This is a genomic window from Streptomyces sp. NPDC005963, from assembly GCF_040638655.1.
GTDB lineage: Bacteria > Actinomycetota > Actinomycetes > Streptomycetales > Streptomycetaceae > Streptomyces.
Genome location: NZ_JBEXVD010000026.1, coordinates 82,757 through 97,800, shown reverse-complemented (window position 1 = coordinate 97,800; position 15,044 = coordinate 82,757). Strand labels below are relative to the sequence as shown.

13 protein-coding genes are annotated in these 15,044 nt (G+C 69.9%); 10 read left to right on the top strand and 3 right to left on the bottom strand.

Annotation, left to right across the window (positions count from 1 at the left end):
* Window positions 1–92: 92 nt before the first annotated feature.
* Window positions 93–3,053: a tetratricopeptide repeat protein gene (locus ABZ348_RS27975; RefSeq protein WP_358937635.1), complete on the bottom strand. Its 2,961-nt coding sequence runs from the start codon at window positions 3,051–3,053 to the stop codon at window positions 93–95.
* Window positions 3,050–4,882 carry an HSP90 family protein gene (locus ABZ348_RS27970; protein ID WP_358937633.1) on the bottom strand — a complete coding sequence of 611 codons (1,833 nt, stop codon included), beginning with the start codon at window positions 4,880–4,882 and terminating at the stop codon, window positions 3,050–3,052. Before ABZ348_RS27970 ends, ABZ348_RS27975 begins: the two co-directional genes overlap by 4 nt.
* A gap of 179 nt (window positions 4,883–5,061) precedes the next feature.
* Between ABZ348_RS27970 and recG the strand changes: the two genes are divergently transcribed.
* The 8 genes from recG to mutM all read left to right on the top strand — a co-directional run bounded on the left by recG (window position 5,062) and on the right by mutM (window position 12,760).
* Entirely contained in the window at window positions 5,062–7,317 is a 2,256-nt protein-coding gene (gene recG, locus ABZ348_RS27965; RefSeq protein ID WP_358937631.1) for an ATP-dependent DNA helicase RecG, read from the top strand.
* Window positions 7,318–7,418: 101 nt separating this feature from the next.
* Window positions 7,419–8,021, top strand: a complete 603-nt coding sequence (gene rsmD / locus ABZ348_RS27960; protein WP_358937629.1) for a 16S rRNA (guanine(966)-N(2))-methyltransferase RsmD — start codon at window positions 7,419–7,421, stop codon at window positions 8,019–8,021.
* A gap of 26 nt (window positions 8,022–8,047) precedes the next feature.
* Entirely contained in the window at window positions 8,048–8,539 is a 492-nt protein-coding gene (gene coaD / locus ABZ348_RS27955) for a pantetheine-phosphate adenylyltransferase (RefSeq protein ID WP_358937627.1), read from the top strand.
* Between the two features lie 162 nt (window positions 8,540–8,701).
* On the top strand, window positions 8,702–9,838 hold the full coding sequence (locus ABZ348_RS27950; RefSeq protein WP_358937626.1) for a cell division initiation protein: 1,137 nt from the start codon (window positions 8,702–8,704) through the stop codon (window positions 9,836–9,838).
* Between the two features lie 193 nt (window positions 9,839–10,031).
* Entirely contained in the window at window positions 10,032–10,670 is a 639-nt protein-coding gene (locus tag ABZ348_RS27945; RefSeq protein WP_358937686.1) for a YceD family protein, read from the top strand.
* 2 nt (window positions 10,671–10,672) lie between these two features.
* Entirely contained in the window at window positions 10,673–10,846 is a 174-nt protein-coding gene (gene rpmF / locus ABZ348_RS27940) for a 50S ribosomal protein L32 (RefSeq protein WP_250923301.1), read from the top strand.
* A 19-nt stretch (window positions 10,847–10,865) separates the two neighbouring features.
* Window positions 10,866–11,747 carry a ribonuclease III gene (rnc, locus tag ABZ348_RS27935; protein WP_358937624.1) on the top strand — a complete coding sequence of 294 codons (882 nt, stop codon included), beginning with the start codon at window positions 10,866–10,868 and terminating at the stop codon, window positions 11,745–11,747.
* Window positions 11,748–11,890: 143 nt separating this feature from the next.
* Window positions 11,891–12,760, top strand: a complete 870-nt coding sequence (gene mutM / locus ABZ348_RS27930; protein WP_358937622.1) for a bifunctional DNA-formamidopyrimidine glycosylase/DNA-(apurinic or apyrimidinic site) lyase — start codon at window positions 11,891–11,893, stop codon at window positions 12,758–12,760.
* Between the two features lie 183 nt (window positions 12,761–12,943).
* On the opposite strand, the gene ABZ348_RS27925 is transcribed toward mutM, so the two are convergent.
* Window positions 12,944–13,795, bottom strand: coding sequence for a CAP domain-containing protein (locus ABZ348_RS27925; RefSeq protein ID WP_358937621.1), 852 nt, complete (start codon window positions 13,793–13,795; stop codon window positions 12,944–12,946).
* Between the two features lie 187 nt (window positions 13,796–13,982).
* Here ABZ348_RS27925 and ABZ348_RS27920 point away from each other — a divergent pair, with 187 nt between their 5' ends.
* Window positions 13,983–14,264, top strand: a complete 282-nt coding sequence (locus ABZ348_RS27920) for an acylphosphatase (protein ID WP_358937619.1) — start codon at window positions 13,983–13,985, stop codon at window positions 14,262–14,264.
* A gap of 390 nt (window positions 14,265–14,654) precedes the next feature.
* A complete protein-coding gene (locus ABZ348_RS27915; protein WP_358937617.1) occupies window positions 14,655–14,873 on the top strand; it encodes a hypothetical protein in 219 nt (72 codons plus the stop codon).
* The last annotated feature ends 171 nt before the right edge of the window (window positions 14,874–15,044 follow it).

The window sequence follows — 15,044 nt, the reverse complement described above, 5'->3', positions numbered from 1 at the left end:
CGTGATCCGGCGTGCGGCAGCCACACCCGGCGGGCGGGAATCCCGCCGGCGCTCCCCGGGTGGGTCCCGACCGGCGGGGTCCGGCCGGCCGGCTACCGGGTCACATAGCGCAGCAGCGCCTGCGCCTCTCCCCGCAACCCCTCCGTGGAGAACGCGTCCAACACCCCCTGCGCCCGCCCGCGCGCTCCCTCCACATCGTCGAGGTCCGCCTCCAACCAGCCGGCCAGCAACTCGGCCTTGGCCCGGTCCTCGGCGCAGACCTCACCCACGGCCCCGAACACCTCGATGGCCCGCTTCGCATGGCACAGGGCTTCTCCGTACGCGGCCCGTGCCGCCGCCGCCTTGACCTGGTTCTTGTCGCCGGGTTCTCCGTCGACCGCATTGACCAGGAGCTCCCCGAGTTGCCGATAGGTCTCGGCCACTTCGACGCGCATCCGATCGCGCTCCTCGCCACCCAGCCCGGGCAGGGCCGCCTCACATCCGGAGGCCGCCGCAACCATCAGGTCACGCGCAGCCGCCGGCCCGGCCTGGCCCTCCCGTACCGCTATCCACGCCCGCACACGAAGACTGCGGGCCAGTGCACGGACATCACCGAGTTCGTGCCACAGCTCGCCCGCCCGCCGGTACGCGGACTCGGCCTCGTCGTTCAGACCGGCGCGGTAGAGGGCCTCCCCGGCCAGATTGGCGAGCATGGCGTGGTCCCGCTGCTCCGGCCACTTCCGGGCGATGTCCGCCGCCTTCAACCAGTGCTCCGCCGCCGACCGCGGCTCGTTCAGCGCCATCAGGCCCTCGCCCAGCCACCACAGGGTCTGTACGACCATCCCGTCACCGTGGTCGTCCGCGGACAGCTCCGGGAGCACCGCCTCCAGGACCACGGCCGCCTCCTCCACCCGCCCCAGCCGCAGCAGCAGCCCACCGAGCCGGTGCCGGGCATAGGCGCCGAGCCCCCCGGCCTCGCCCGCCTCGTCCGCCCAGTGGGCCGCTTGCAGCGCGTGTTCGGCCGCCTCCTCCCACGCAGACCGGTCCGCCGACCCGTCGTCCCCGTCGTTCGAGAGGTGCTCCACCAACTGGAGGTGCAACCGCGCCCGCCCCGCGGCGGGCGCGTCGTCCCGCCCGCGCTCCAGCGCGGTCCGGGCCGCGTCCTGTGCGCCCTGGACATCGCCCAACGCCCGCCGCGCCCTGGCGAGCCGGGCATACACGTCCACCGCGTACCAAGGGCGCCCCGCCCGCTCGTACCCGGCGGCCGACTGGGCATAGAGCTCCGCAGCCCGCGCCGTGTCACGTCGGATGCCGGCGATCTCGCCCAGGTGGCCCAGGGCCTCCGCCACGATGACGTCCACCCCGGGGTCCCCCCGGTGCTCCCCCGTGAAGGCGAGGAGTTCGCGTACGGACTCCTCCCACGCGTCGATCGCGATGCTCACCGCCGCATCACCTTCGGACACGCCCAGTCGCACGCTCAGGATGCGGCAGCGGCACAACAGGACCCGACTCGCCTGGTGCGCGTCCGTGGTGCCGTTCGCGAGCAGCGCACGGACCTCGTCGAACGCGGCATCCACGGTGGCGAGCGCGGAATCGATCCGTTCGGGGGACGGACCGTCGAGACACCCGATGTGTGCAGCACGCGCCCGCGCCGCCAGGGCCCGACCTCCTTCCCCCGCCGCCTCGTACTCCCGGGCCGCCGACCGGAGGTGCTCCACCGACCCGCTGATCGACCGGCCCGCTTCCGCCCCCAGGACGTCGTGGAGTTCGGCCCGCGCCAACCCCTCCAGGGCGACACCGTCCCGCTCGGCCGCAGCCGCCGCTGCCCGCCACGCCTCGGCGGCGTCCGGCCGCTGCGCCGCGGAGCGCTCCCGGGCCCGTGCCAACAGGGCGGCAGCCGACACGGGCGGATTCGGATCGGCGGGGGCCGCGACGACCGGGCCCGCCGGCCGTGTCGACACCGGACGACCGGTCCGCAGCCCGAGCGGCAACCGCTCGACCAGCGGCGCCCGGTCCATCCGCCGGCGCACCCGGTCGCTGACCCGGCTGCTCGCGTTGCGTTCGTCGAAGCGGGCCGCGAGCTCCAGGGCTTCCCCTCGGGCGTGACGGCCGAGTTCGTCGGCGGTCCAGGCCCGCTCGCCCGGCCCCGGCACCCGCTGTGTGCCGTGGCCGAGCGCCACCAGCCGATCGCAGAGGAGTGCGGTCACCGCGAGATGGCTCAGCAGACTGACCGGCTCCCCGGTCTGGGTGAAGTACGCCGGACGCTCGGCCAGGATCTCCAACCCGCGCGCCTCGTTCCCGGTGAGCGCACAGAACTCCACGTGCTCCGCCACCGCGCTGCGCATCGACTCCATGGGACGGACCAGCCGGTAGCCGCGCAGATGGTGGGCCCGGGCTTCGTCCGTCCGCCCGAGCCGCAGCAGCGGGAGCAGGGACTCGGCGAGCACGGCATGGGGCTCGTGGGCACAGGTGAAATCGCCCTCAAGCACCGGCCGCCAACTCTCCAGTGCGGCCTCGTCCTGACCGAGCTGGGCGAGCCAGGCGCCCTGGTTGTGGAGTTCGCACGCATGGCAGTCGCTCTTGTCGTCCCGATCGGCGGCCAGCCAGGCCGCGTACGCCCGCGCACCCCGCTCCCGGTCGCCGAGATGACGGGCGATCCGCAACTCCCCCTGCCGTACCGCCCGCTCGGAGTGCCCCGCGAGCCGGTACCGCCGCTCCATCTCGGCCTGCCACTTCTCAATGGAGGCGAGGGGGATGTGCGGCTGGTCGATCATGCCGCTGGAGACCCACTTGAACATCCAGAACAGGCTGTGGGTCTGCTGGGCGTCGAAGTCCTCGGGGTGCTCCTCCCACAGCCGCAGCAACCGTGCGAACGGGACGAACATCTTGTCCGCCTCGGAGCTGTAGTTGTAGACCACCATCAGATGGTGGAGCCCGTCGATGAGGAGATCGGTGTCACCGGTCCGCTCGATGTCGGCGAAGATCCGCTCCGCGCGGGCGTTGCGCGCAGGTCCCTCCGGCTCCTCGTGATTGCTCTGGATCGCCTGGCGCAAGGACGGCAGGTCGAGGGTCATCGGCCGTTCTCCTGGTCGTGCGTGGCCCATTCCAGCAGGCCGACGAATGCCCGGTTGAGCAGTGCGGAGTCGGCGGGGCGCAGCGGGCGCTGGGCCATCAGCAGGGCCTGCCCGTACAGTGCCTCGGTCGCCGTCGCGGCCAGTTCCGCATCCGGGAGCGCAATGATCCGGCGGACCAGCGGATTGAGGTGGTTGAGCACCAACCGGGCCCGCGGGGCGCTGCCGCGCAGCGACCCGAGGATGCCCGCCCACAGTTCGCCCGCCTCTTCCTCGGCTTCGGCGCGGGCCCGTTCGTGGCGTGCCGCGCGATCGTCGAGATGGAGCGCGGGCACGGTCAGCGGATGGAAGGCGCGCAGGACCACGTCGCAGCCCAGCGGGTCCAGCCGGGAGCGCGCGGCGGCCAGGAAGCCGGCCAGTGCCAGCTCGTCGGCGGGGTCCACCGGGTCCAGGTGCGCGGTCACGGTGTCGGCGTCGAGTTCGCTGACGGTCGTGCCCGGTCGGACGGAAGGCAGTTTGCCGACCAGTTCGGCGTCGTAGGTGTAGCCGCCGTTGACCACGCCGATCCCCTGGGCCGCGGCGATCGGGGCGACCTGACGGAACTCCTCCACGCTCTGCGTGAAGTGCACCACCGGGTGCCTCCGGGCGAACTCCTCCAGCGATACGGAGCCGTCCGTGGTCTCGAACGGCAACCAGGGCAGCATCGTCCGCAGCATCTCGGTGTCGTGCCGCGCCAGCGACTTCACCCCGAGGTGGTGCACGGTGAGGAACTGCGCCAGCCGTTCGGGGTCGCCCGCCGCGAGGCCGGTCAGCCACTCCCTGATGCGCTCGCCGAGTGCCTCGCGCACGATGGCGAGCGTCTCGTCCTCGTACAACGACTCGCGGGACGCGGTGGGCCGCAGCGAGTCGGTGTCGATCACGCACCGTACGAAGAACGCCCACTCCGGCAGGAGCTCGTCGGCCTTCTCGGTCAGCAGCATCCCCTTGAGGTGGACCCGGTGGCCGGACCGCTGGGCGGGGGAGACCGACGACGGGAGCACGTAGGCCACGCCCCGCACCCCGGCCAGCGGGACTCCGAGGTCGATCGAGTCGAGGGGGCTGAAACCGAACAGCTCGTGGCAGTGGGCCGCCAACGCCACCCGGCGGGCGGACGGGCCGGGGTGGCTGCGTTCCCACGGCGCGGGCAACTCGGTGACGGGCCGGTCGCCGACCCTGATGTCGTACGGCAGCAGACGGCCGAAGTCCCGAGCGAGGGCGAACACGCGCTCCTCGGCGAGCCAGTCGGCACTGCCCGGCCTGGCGGTCAGCTCCACCGTCGTACCCGGTTCCGACCGGGCGTCGGCCGGCAGCGTACGCACCGTGTACGAGCCGTCGTCCCGGGCGGACCACTCCACGGGCGGTGCGTCCGCAGCGCGCGCCGATCTGCTGACGACCCGGATCTCGCTCGCCACGACGAAGCAGGCGAGCAGACCGATGCCGAACTGCCCGAGGAACTCCGTCCGTACCGAGGCGATGCCCTCCGCCCCCGGGCGCTTCGAGCTGCGGCCGATGGTGGCGAGCAGACTGTGCAGATCGGTTTCGGTCAGACCGATGCCGGAGTCCTCGACACGCAACCGTCCACCGTCGACGGACAGTCTCACCCGCCCGGGCGCACCGGGTTGCTCGACCTGACGGGCCGTGATCGCGTCCACGGCGTTCTGGAGCAGTTCGCGCAGATAGACCTTGGGGCTCGAATAGAGGTGGTGGGAGAGCAGGTCCACCAGGCCGCGCAGATCGACCTGGAAGGTGTGAGGTGTGGTCGCGGACGCATGTGCGGTGGTGTCAGAAGTCATCGTCGCTGCGCCGGAGGGGGGACTCTTCTTACCCGGGGTCGGCGCGGGTCGGGCGATCCCGTGGGGTGGTGACCGCGAGTGGGAGAGGGCAGGGTGTCGCGCCATCCTAGGGTCCGTCGCACACTCACGACCAGGACTTACTCCACAGGTGCGGGCGGTTGTCGGTGCCGTGGTGTGCAATGGAACGCGTGCCCGCGCTCGATGAATCACTCCAAGAACCGCTGAAGAAGTCGCTCGGACCCGCCACCGCCAAGGTGCTGGCCGACCACCTCGACCTGCATACCGTCGGGGACCTGCTGCACCACTATCCCCGCAGGTACGAGGAGCGCGGCCAGCTGACCAGACTCGCCGAGCTCCCGCTCGACGAGGACGTCACGGTGGTGGCGCAGGTCGCGGACGCCCGGGTGCACACGTTCAACGGCGGTCGTGGCAAGCGCCTCGAAATCACCATCACGGACGGCAGCGGCCGGCTCCAGTTGGTGTTCTTCGGCCGTGGCGTCCACCGCCCGCAGAAGGAACTGCTGCCCGGGAGCCGGGCGATGTTCGCCGGTCGGGTCTCCGTCTTCAACCGCAAGTTGCAACTCGCCCACCCCAGCTACGCCAAGCTCGGTGGCCACGGCGATGGGGAAGCGGCCGACGCGACGGAGAGCGTCGACGTCGACTCCTGGGCCGGTGCGCTGATCCCGATCTACCCCGCCTGCAAGGGGATGGAGTCCTGGAAGATCGCCAAGGCGGTCGACGCCGTCCTGCCGCGCGCCCAGGAGGCGATCGACCCCCTGCCGCCCGCCCTGCGGGACGGCCGGGGGTTCGTCCCGCTGCCCGAGGCACTGCTGAAGATCCACCGACCGCAGACCAAGGCGGACGTCGAGTCCGCCAAGCAGCGGCTGAAGTGGGACGAGGCGTTCGTTCTCCAAGTGGCCCTCGCCAGACGCCGCTTCGCGGACACCCAACTGCCGGCGGTGGCGCGCCGACCCACCCCGGGTGGTCTGCTCGACGCCTTCGACGCACGGCTGCCGTTCACCCTCACCGACGGTCAGCTCAAGGTCACCCAAGAGATCTTCGACGACCTCGCCACCGAGCACCCGATGCACCGGCTGCTCCAGGGCGAGGTCGGCTCCGGGAAGACCCTGGTGGCGCTGCGCGCCATGCTGACCGTGGTGGACGCAGGGGGACAGGCGGCGATGCTCGCGCCGACCGAGGTCCTCGCCCAGCAGCACCATCGATCGATCGTGGAGATGATGGGCGACCTCGCCGAGGGCGGGATGCTCGGCGGCGCCGAGCACGCCACCAAGGTGGTGCTGCTGACGGGTTCCATGGGGGTCGCCGCCCGCCGTCAGGCCCTGCTCGACCTGGTCAGCGGTGATGCCGGGCTGGTCATCGGTACCCATGCCCTGATCGAGGACAAGGTCCACTTCCACGAGCTGGGGCTCGTCGTCGTGGACGAACAGCACCGCTTCGGGGTGGAGCAGCGGGACGCCCTGCGCGCCAAGGGGCCGTCCCGGGGCGAGAAGCGGATTCCGCATCTGCTCGTCATGACGGCCACGCCCATTCCGCGCACGGTGGCCATGACCGTCTTCGGTGATCTGGAGACCTCGGTCCTGGACCAGCTGCCCGCCGGCCGCTCGCCCATCGCCAGTCATGTCGTACCGGCCCAGGACAAGCCGCACTTCCTGGCGCGGGCCTGGGAGCGGGTGCGCGAGGAGGTGGAGAAGGGGCACCAGGCGTACGTGGTCTGCCCGCGCATCGGGGACGAGCAGGACGACAACGCCGGCAGTGCGGCCAAGGCCGCGAAGAAGTCCGCCGAGGACGAGGCGGAGAAGCGACCGCCCCTGGCCGTCCTCGACGTCGCCGAGCAGTTGCGCCGGGGGCCGCTGGCCGGGCTGCGCATCGAGGTGTTGCACGGGCGGATGCCGCCGGACGACAAGGACGACGTGATGCGTCGCTTCGCCGCGGGCGCGGTGGACGTCCTGGTGGCCACGACGGTCATCGAGGTCGGGGTCAACGTGCCCAACGCCACCGCCATGGTGATCATGGACGCCGACCGCTTTGGCGTCTCCCAGCTCCACCAGCTCCGGGGCCGGGTCGGCCGGGGCTCCGCCCCCGGGCTCTGTCTGCTGGTGACCGAGATGCCGGAGGCGGCTCCGGCTCGCGCCCGGCTCGGTGCGGTCGCCGCCACGCTGGACGGCTTCGAGCTCTCCCGCATCGACCTCGAACAGCGCAGGGAGGGCGATGTGCTCGGTCAGGCCCAGTCCGGGGTCCGATCCTCGCTGCGGATGCTCACGGTCATCGACGACGAGGAGATCATCGCCGCGGCACGGGAGGAGGCCGTCTCCGTGGTCCGGGCCGACCCCGAGCTCACGGGGCTGCCCGGCCTGCGTACCGCCCTGGACGCCCTTTTGGACAAGGAGCGCGAGCGGTACCTCGACAAGGGCTGAGAGACTGGCCCGAAAGGGCCGGGCCGGCGTCCTGGGACGATCGTTCCCACGACAGGTGTCGTGCGCGGTCCATCGACGACGACCCCTGTGTAAGGACCGAGATGACCCGCGTGATCGCCGGCACGGCCGGCGGACGCCGCCTCGCCGTCCCGCCCGGCACCGGCACCCGCCCCACGTCCGACCGCGCTCGTGAGGGACTGTTCTCCAGTTGGGAGTCCTATCTGGGTTCGTTCGAGGGGCTGCGGGTCGCCGATCTCTACGCGGGCTCGGGCGCGGTCGGCCTGGAGGCACTCTCCCGGGGGGCGTCCCATGCGCTCCTGGTGGAGGCCGATGCCCGGGCCGCCCGTACGATCCGGGAGAACGTCCGGGCACTGGCGCTGCCGGGCGCCGAAGTCCGCACCGGCAGGGCCGAACAGATCGTGACGGGACCCGCGCCCGACGAGCCCTACGACGTGGTCTTCCTCGACCCCCCGTACGCCGTCAGTGACGATGATCTTCGGGAGATCCTGCTCACACTCCGCACTCAGGGGTGGCTCACTGACGATGCGCTGGTCACCGTGGAACGCAGCACCAGAGGCGGGCCCTTCAGCTGGCCGACTGGCTTCGCACCCCTGCGGGCCCGTCGCTACGGCGAGGGAACCCTTTGGTACGGTCACGCCGCCTCTGTCAGCACAGAGGCTTCCACCTGCGAAAACGCCCCATGACCGGACCGGAGAGCGAGGGACTTCCAGTGCGCCGCGCAGTCTGTCCGGGGTCATTCGACCCCATCACCAACGGCCACCTCGACATCATCGCCCGTGCCACCAGGTTGTACGACGTCGTACATGTCGCCGTGATGATCAACCAGTCCAAGAAGGGCCTCTTCACCGTCGACGAGCGGATGGATCTGATCCGCGAGGTGACGAGCGAGTACGGAAACGTATCTGTTGAGTCGCACCACGGGTTGTTGGTCGACTTCTGCAAGGAGCGGGACATCCCCGCGATCGTCAAGGGACTGCGGGCGGTCAGCGATTTCGACTACGAACTCCAGATGGCCCAGATGAACAACGGCCTCTCGGGTGTCGAGACCCTCTTCGTCCCCACCAACCCCACCTACAGCTTTCTCTCCTCCAGCCTGGTTAAGGAGGTCGCCGCCTGGGGCGGCGATGTCTCCCATCTGTTGCCGCCTGTCGTGCACGAGGCTCTGAGCAGCCGTCTTGCCGAGCGGCGCGAGGGAAAGTGACCCGCCCCGCACCCGGGGAGCCCCTGCGGTAGTTCGCCGAGCACTCCGTCGACCGTCGTCCGTCGCTGTCTGTGGTGTCCGTGTCGCCGTACAGTCTTCCCGTCCGTCTCGTGTGAGCCGGACGCAGCTCAGGCGTACCAGTGCAGAGAGTGGCGAACCACGGTGGACGTGCAGAAGAAGCTCGATGACATCGTCGAGGCGATCGGGAGCGCGCGATCGCTGCCCATGTCGGCGTCCTGCGTGGTCAACCGCGCTGACCTGCTCGCAGGGCTCGAAGAGGTGCGTCGGGCCCTGCCGGGCTCCCTGGCGCAGGCGCGCGAGCTGATCGGGGACCGGGAGCACTTGGTCGCCCAGGCCCGCCGCGAAGCCCAACGGATCATCGAGAGCGCCCATGCCGAGCGCGGCACGCTGGTCTCGGACACCCTGGTGGCCCGCCAGTCCCAGGACGAAGCGGACCGCATCCTCGCCCGGGCCCGTCAGGAGGCCGACGAGATCCGGGCGGAAGCCGACGAATACGTCGATTCCAAGCTCGCCAACTTCGAGGTGGTCCTGAGCAAGACCATCGGCTCGGTGGACCGCGGCCGGGAGAAGCTGCTGGGTTGGCGTCCCGGTGCGGACGCGGCCACTTTGGCCGGGGCCTCCGCCGACGACGGATCGAACCGCACGGCCGGCAGCGACGGCGTGAACGGCATGGTCACCGTGGCCGGCCATCCCGATCCGCACCGCCCCGCCGATGCGGACGACCAGCACGTGGCCCCGGCCCTCCTCGTCCAACAGGTCGATGCCTATGTGGATGCCAAGCTCAGCGCCTTCGAGGCCGTCCTCACCAAGACCCTGGAGGCCGTGGGTCGGGGCCGGCGCAAGCTCCACGGGCCCGCCGTGGACGGTGCGCTCGGTGACCACATGGCCGCCCAGGACGCTGCCGGCGTCTCCCTGCACAACGGCGACACCAGCGACGCCGACTACCTCGCCGGTCTCGCGGAGCTGACTGACGACGAGCCGGGACTGTCCCGCAGGGTTCGCCGCCCCCGCACTGCCCCCGAGGCGACAGACCCCGCGCCCGCGGTGACCGCCCCGGTCCCGAGCCAGCCCGAGTGGCCCCCGTACGCACCCGCGGGCACCCTCGCCGGGTACCAGCCGCAGATCCATCACGACCCCCCTGCACCCGCCGGACCCCACACCCACCAGGACCGCCCCGACCGGCCGGCCTCCCAGCCCGGTGCACTCGACGAGACGAGCCTCTTCGACACCGGGATGATCGACCTCGACCGACTCCGCCCGTACGACGAAGGACGCTGAACCCCTCCCCTCCCCAGGACCGGATTGGGTTCATCGCGGCCGGTGAAGTATCCTGGCTCTTCGGTCGCACAGGTTTGGCGATCTCGGCTGCCCGCTTCTTCCCAGATGTTTTTCGACTCGGGTCCTTCGACTCGCATCGAGACTTCCCGAAGAATTCCGGACAGTCCCTCACGATCTGAAAGCAGGAAGAGCCCTGAACGCCCGCCTCGACCACCGCAACCCCCTCGTGTTCGACACGCACGAGCTGGGCCGGCGTCCCGGCGCGCTCCAGCGGCTGTCCCGCTCGGTCCCCGCGCCGAAGGACCTCGGCGTGGAGGGAGTCATCGGAGTGCCGGAAGGCGCCTCCGTGGAGATGGACCTCCGCCTTGAGTCGGTCATGGATGGTGTGCTCGTCACAGGCACCGGCCGTGCATCCGCCCAGGGGGAGTGCGTAAGGTGTCTGGAGCCGCTGCGCCTCGATGTCGTGGCGGACTTCCAGGAGATGTTCACGTACCCCGACGCCGATGACCGGAGCCATGGCCGTGCCGTGGAGCCGGGCGACGACGCCGAGGACGAGGACGTCCTCTACCTCAAGGACGGACTGTTCGACCTTGAGCCCGTGCTGCGTGACGCGGTAGTGCTCGCACTGCCCATGCAGCCGGTGTGTCGGGAGGATTGTGCCGGTCTGTGCGTCGAGTGCGGAATCAGGCTCGATGACGACCCGGAACACCATCACGACGCCGTCGACATTCGTTGGGCGGCACTGCAAGGACTCGCCGAAACCATCACGGACGGCGAGAAGGACAACATGGGCGGCGCCGATGCGGGCGTCGACGAGAAGCAGGAGAAGTAGCCGTGGCTGTTCCGAAGCGGAAGATGTCGCGCAGCAACACGCGCCACCGCCGGTCGCAGTGGAAGGCTGCGGTCCCCGTCCTGGTTTCGTGTGAGCGTTGCCAGGAGCCGAAGCTGCAGCACATCGCGTGCCCCAGCTGTGGCACCTACAACAAGCGCCAGGTCCTCGCGGTCTGAGCGGCTGGTGAGAGGCCCGATGTCTGAGCTGTCCAATGCCAAGAAGCAGGCAGACACCATCAACACAGCCTCGTCCCACACGCTTCTGGAAGGGCGGCTCGGCTATCGGCTGGAGTCCGCCCTTCTAGTGCGTGCACTGACCCACCGCTCGTACGCCTACGAGAACGGCGGGCTGCCCACCAACGAGCGGCTGGAGTTCCTCGGCGACTCGGTGCTGGGCCTGGTGGTCACGGACACCCTCTATCGCATTCACCCCGACCTCCCCGAGGGCCAGCTGGCGAAGCTGCGGGCTGCGGTGGTCAATTCGCGCGCGCTGGCGGGCGTCGGCCGCGGGCTCGACCTCGGGGCGTTCATCCGGCTCGGCCGGGGCGAAGAGGGCACAGGTGGCCGGGACAAGGCGTCCATCCTTGCCGACACGCTGGAAGCGGTGATCGGCGCGGTCTATCTCGACCAGGGGCTCGAAGCTGCGTCGGAGCTGGTGCACCGACTCTTCGACCCACTGATCGAAGAGTCCTCGAACCTCGGTGCCGGACTGGACTGGAAGACCAGTCTCCAGGAGCTCACCGCGGCCGAGGGGCTCGGGGTGCCGGAGTACCTCGTCTCCGAGACGGGGCCGGACCACGAGAAGACCTTCACTGCTGCTGCCCGCGTCGGTGGTGTCTCGTACGGCACCGGCACCGGCCGCAGCAAGAAGGAGGCGGAACAGCAGGCTGCTGAATCCGCTTGGCGGGAGATCCGCGCCGCAGCCGACCGGCGCGTCGCCGATCAGAAGGCCGGAAGCACGCCGACCGTTGAAGGCTCGCCGGCCGACAACGGCGAGGCGGCCTCCGACCCGTCCGCAGAGCCCACCGGCTCCGCTGATCCCGCGTCCTCCACGGACACCGACCGGGCGACGGCCTGACCCGTCCCGCAACGGTCGTTCGAGACCCCTCGCGCCTTAAGGAGCGAGGGGTCTCGGCGTCTTTCACCTGGCATTGAGCGGTACGCTGCGCACATCAGCAGTGAGCATCCCGCGTGGTCGTGAGCATGTCCCGAAGGAGCCCCGTGCCCGAGCTGCCCGAGGTAGAAGTCGTACGCCGCGGACTACAGCGCTGGGTCAGCGGACGCACGATCGCCGAGGTGCGAGTCCTCCACCCCCGGGCAGTACGGCGTCATCTCGCGGGCGCCGACGACTTCGCCTCGCAGCTCAAGGGCCACAGTGTGGGAATCGCGCGGCGCCGCGGCAAGTACCTCTGGCTGCCACTCGCCGACACCGATTCCTCCGTGCTCGGCCATCTCGGCATGAGCGGGCAACTGCTCGTCCAGCCCGAGGACGCCGCCGACGAAAAGCACCTGCGGATACGCATCCGCTTCGCCGACACCCTCGGCACGGAACTCCGCTTCGTCGACCAGCGCACCTTCGGCGGGCTCTCCCTCCACGACAACACCCCCGACGGTCTGCCCGACGTCATCGCCCATATCGCCCGTGACCCCCTCGATCCGGCGTTCGACGACGACGCCTTCCTCTCCGCGCTCAAGCTGCGCCGCACCACCGTGAAACGGGCCCTCCTCGATCAGTCCTTGATCAGCGGGGTCGGCAACATCTACGCGGATGAGGCGCTGTGGCGGGCCCGTCTGCACTACGAGCGCCCGACGGCGGGAATCAGCCGGGCGCGTTCGACCGAGTTGCTCGGGCACGTACGGGATGTGATGAACGCGGCGCTGGCGGTCGGCGGCACGAGCTTCGACAGCCTGTACGTCAATGTGAACGGAGAATCCGGCTACTTCGATCGGTCATTGGACGCGTACGGTCGCGAGGGTCTGGCCTGCCGGCGCTGTGGGACCGCGATGCGTCGTCGGCCGTGGATGAACCGATCCAGCTACTTCTGCCCGCGCTGCCAGCGCCCTCCGAGGCCCGTCCGCCCATCTGCCTGAACCGACCGGTCCCTGCCGGATGCCGATCGGCCCCTCCCAGATACCGATCGGTTCTGTCTGAGTGGCAGTCCTGTCGGAGGGGCGGACCTGCCCGGGGTGCAGTTCTCTTTCAGCCACCGAAGGACCCGAAGGCCGCTGGTGCCTCCGGTCCGGCAGCTCAAGAGCAGGGGTGGGGATTCGGGCTCAGAAGCCGAAGTTCTGGGTCCACCACGGGCCGCCGTCGCCCATGTGAACGCCGACGCCCAGGCGGGTGTAGTCGCAGTTGAGGATGTTCGCGCGGTGGCCGTCGCTGTTCATCCACGAGTTCATCACGGCACCGGCGTCAGCCTGGCCGCGGGCGATGTTCTCCCCGCCCAGGTTCTTGACCCCCGCCTGTTCGGCCCGGTCCCAGGGCGAATCGCCGTCCGGGTCGGTGTGGTCGAAGAAGCCGCGGGTGGCCATGTCCGTACTGAAGTCCCCGGCGAGCTTCGCCAACGCCGGATCGAAGCTCAACGGCTTGCAGCCGACCTTGGCCCGCTCCTCGTTCACCAGTGCAAGCACCTCGGACTCGACCGCGGTCTCCGCGGACGGGGACGGACTGCTGGGTGCCGGCGTCGGACGCGTGGCCGAGCGGTCGGACTCCCGCTGCTTCGGCCGCGTGGGCGTCGCGGAGGGCTCCTTCTCCTTGACATGCTCCGGGGCCTTGGTCTGCTCGGTTGGCTTGGCCGGCGTCGTCGAAGGTTTGCGCGGGGGTGTGGCTGACGGGGACGTCGGTGTCGCGGAGGGGGTCGTCGGTGTGGCGGAGGGCGATTGCGGCACGCTCTCCGTCGGGGTGGCCCCCGCACCGGAGTCGCCCTGCGTCTGCCACTCCGCCGAGGCGTCGGCGCGGATCTGACCGCCGGAGTCACGGTCGCCCACGGAGAAGACGTCACCGCCCGGCAGCAGGCCGGACGCCACGGCCGCGGCACCCACTGCCATGGCAGCGGAGGCGCCGAGCAGCCCAGTGCGCACGGGCCGACTGCCCGTGCGCGCGGCGGAGCGTCGATGGCGTCCCATTCTGCGATGCCTTCCTCGTTGAACGAAGTGTTCGATGGTGGGGAGAACCTGCCCAATAGCCGGTCTGGATACCGTCGGACAGTGGTGACGCTCCCCCGAACGGGTGACCGTCATTGCGACGGGACTGTACGCCATGAGAGGTCGATGAGAAGTGCTTCGCTGGCAATTCAGCGATTACCGTGCAGTCATGAATGATGCGGCACGGCTCACCGCTTGGGTACGCGGTCGAGTACAGGGAGTAGGGTTTCGCTGGTTCACCAGGGCAAATGCTCTGGAAATCGGCGGGCTCAGTGGTTTCGCCCTCAATCTCGATGACGGCAGGGTGCAGATCGTCGCGGAGGGGCCGCGTGAGAATTGCCACCGTCTCCTTGAGTGGCTGCGATCCGACGACACACCCGGCCGTGTGGACGGAGTCACTGAGATCTGGGACACGCCCCGCGGCGGTTACGACGGCTTTGCGATCCGCTGATCCCGAGTGTTCCCGGGGCGCTCGTCCCATGGTTCCAACAGGGGGCGCTCGGGCCGGCCGGAAGAGAAACAGGCTGGTGGTTGCCTTATGGGGGTGCTCGTGCCAGGCTGCCCGGGTAAGGAAGATCTCCACGCCCCCAGGGCCCCGGAGAGGACACTGCGCCGGCCGTTCCCGTGCCGCGCGTCCCCGGGTCTGCCCGGTCCGCGGCGTGTGATCGTGTTGACCGTCAAACTTTTTGGTGAGACTCTGGAATCCCCGCGCACCTTAGCTGTTTGGCAGTAGGAAACACAGCGAGATCGGTACTACACAGCACTGTCGAGCACCGCGGGTGCGAATCCCTCACGACCCACACCGCATCGGTCGGTCACTCAGTGTGGAGGACCATCCATCATGGCAAAGGCGCTTCTCGGTTACGTCGGCGGTTCCGACCCGCGACTCCTCGCCGAGATGCGACGGCTTCAGCAGCGCGTTCAGGATCTTGAATCCGAGCTGGTCAGGATTCAGACCGAGAATGACGCACTTAGCGCTGCCGTCGCTCAGCACCCCGCAGAGTCGCTGCTTGACGGCATCGACATCGACGTACCCCAGGCAGAGCCCGCGCTCACCTGAGCCGGCGTTCTGCTGGAGAAACATCGCACAAGATGTGCAAGGGACGCCTCGGCGTCCCTTCTTTCTTTCCCCCCAAGCCGTCCCCAAGCCTTAGAGCCTTCCCCCTCACGTCAGATGTGCCCCTCACCTTCCTCGGTGAAACCGAACAGGGCGAGCGATGACAGGCCGGAG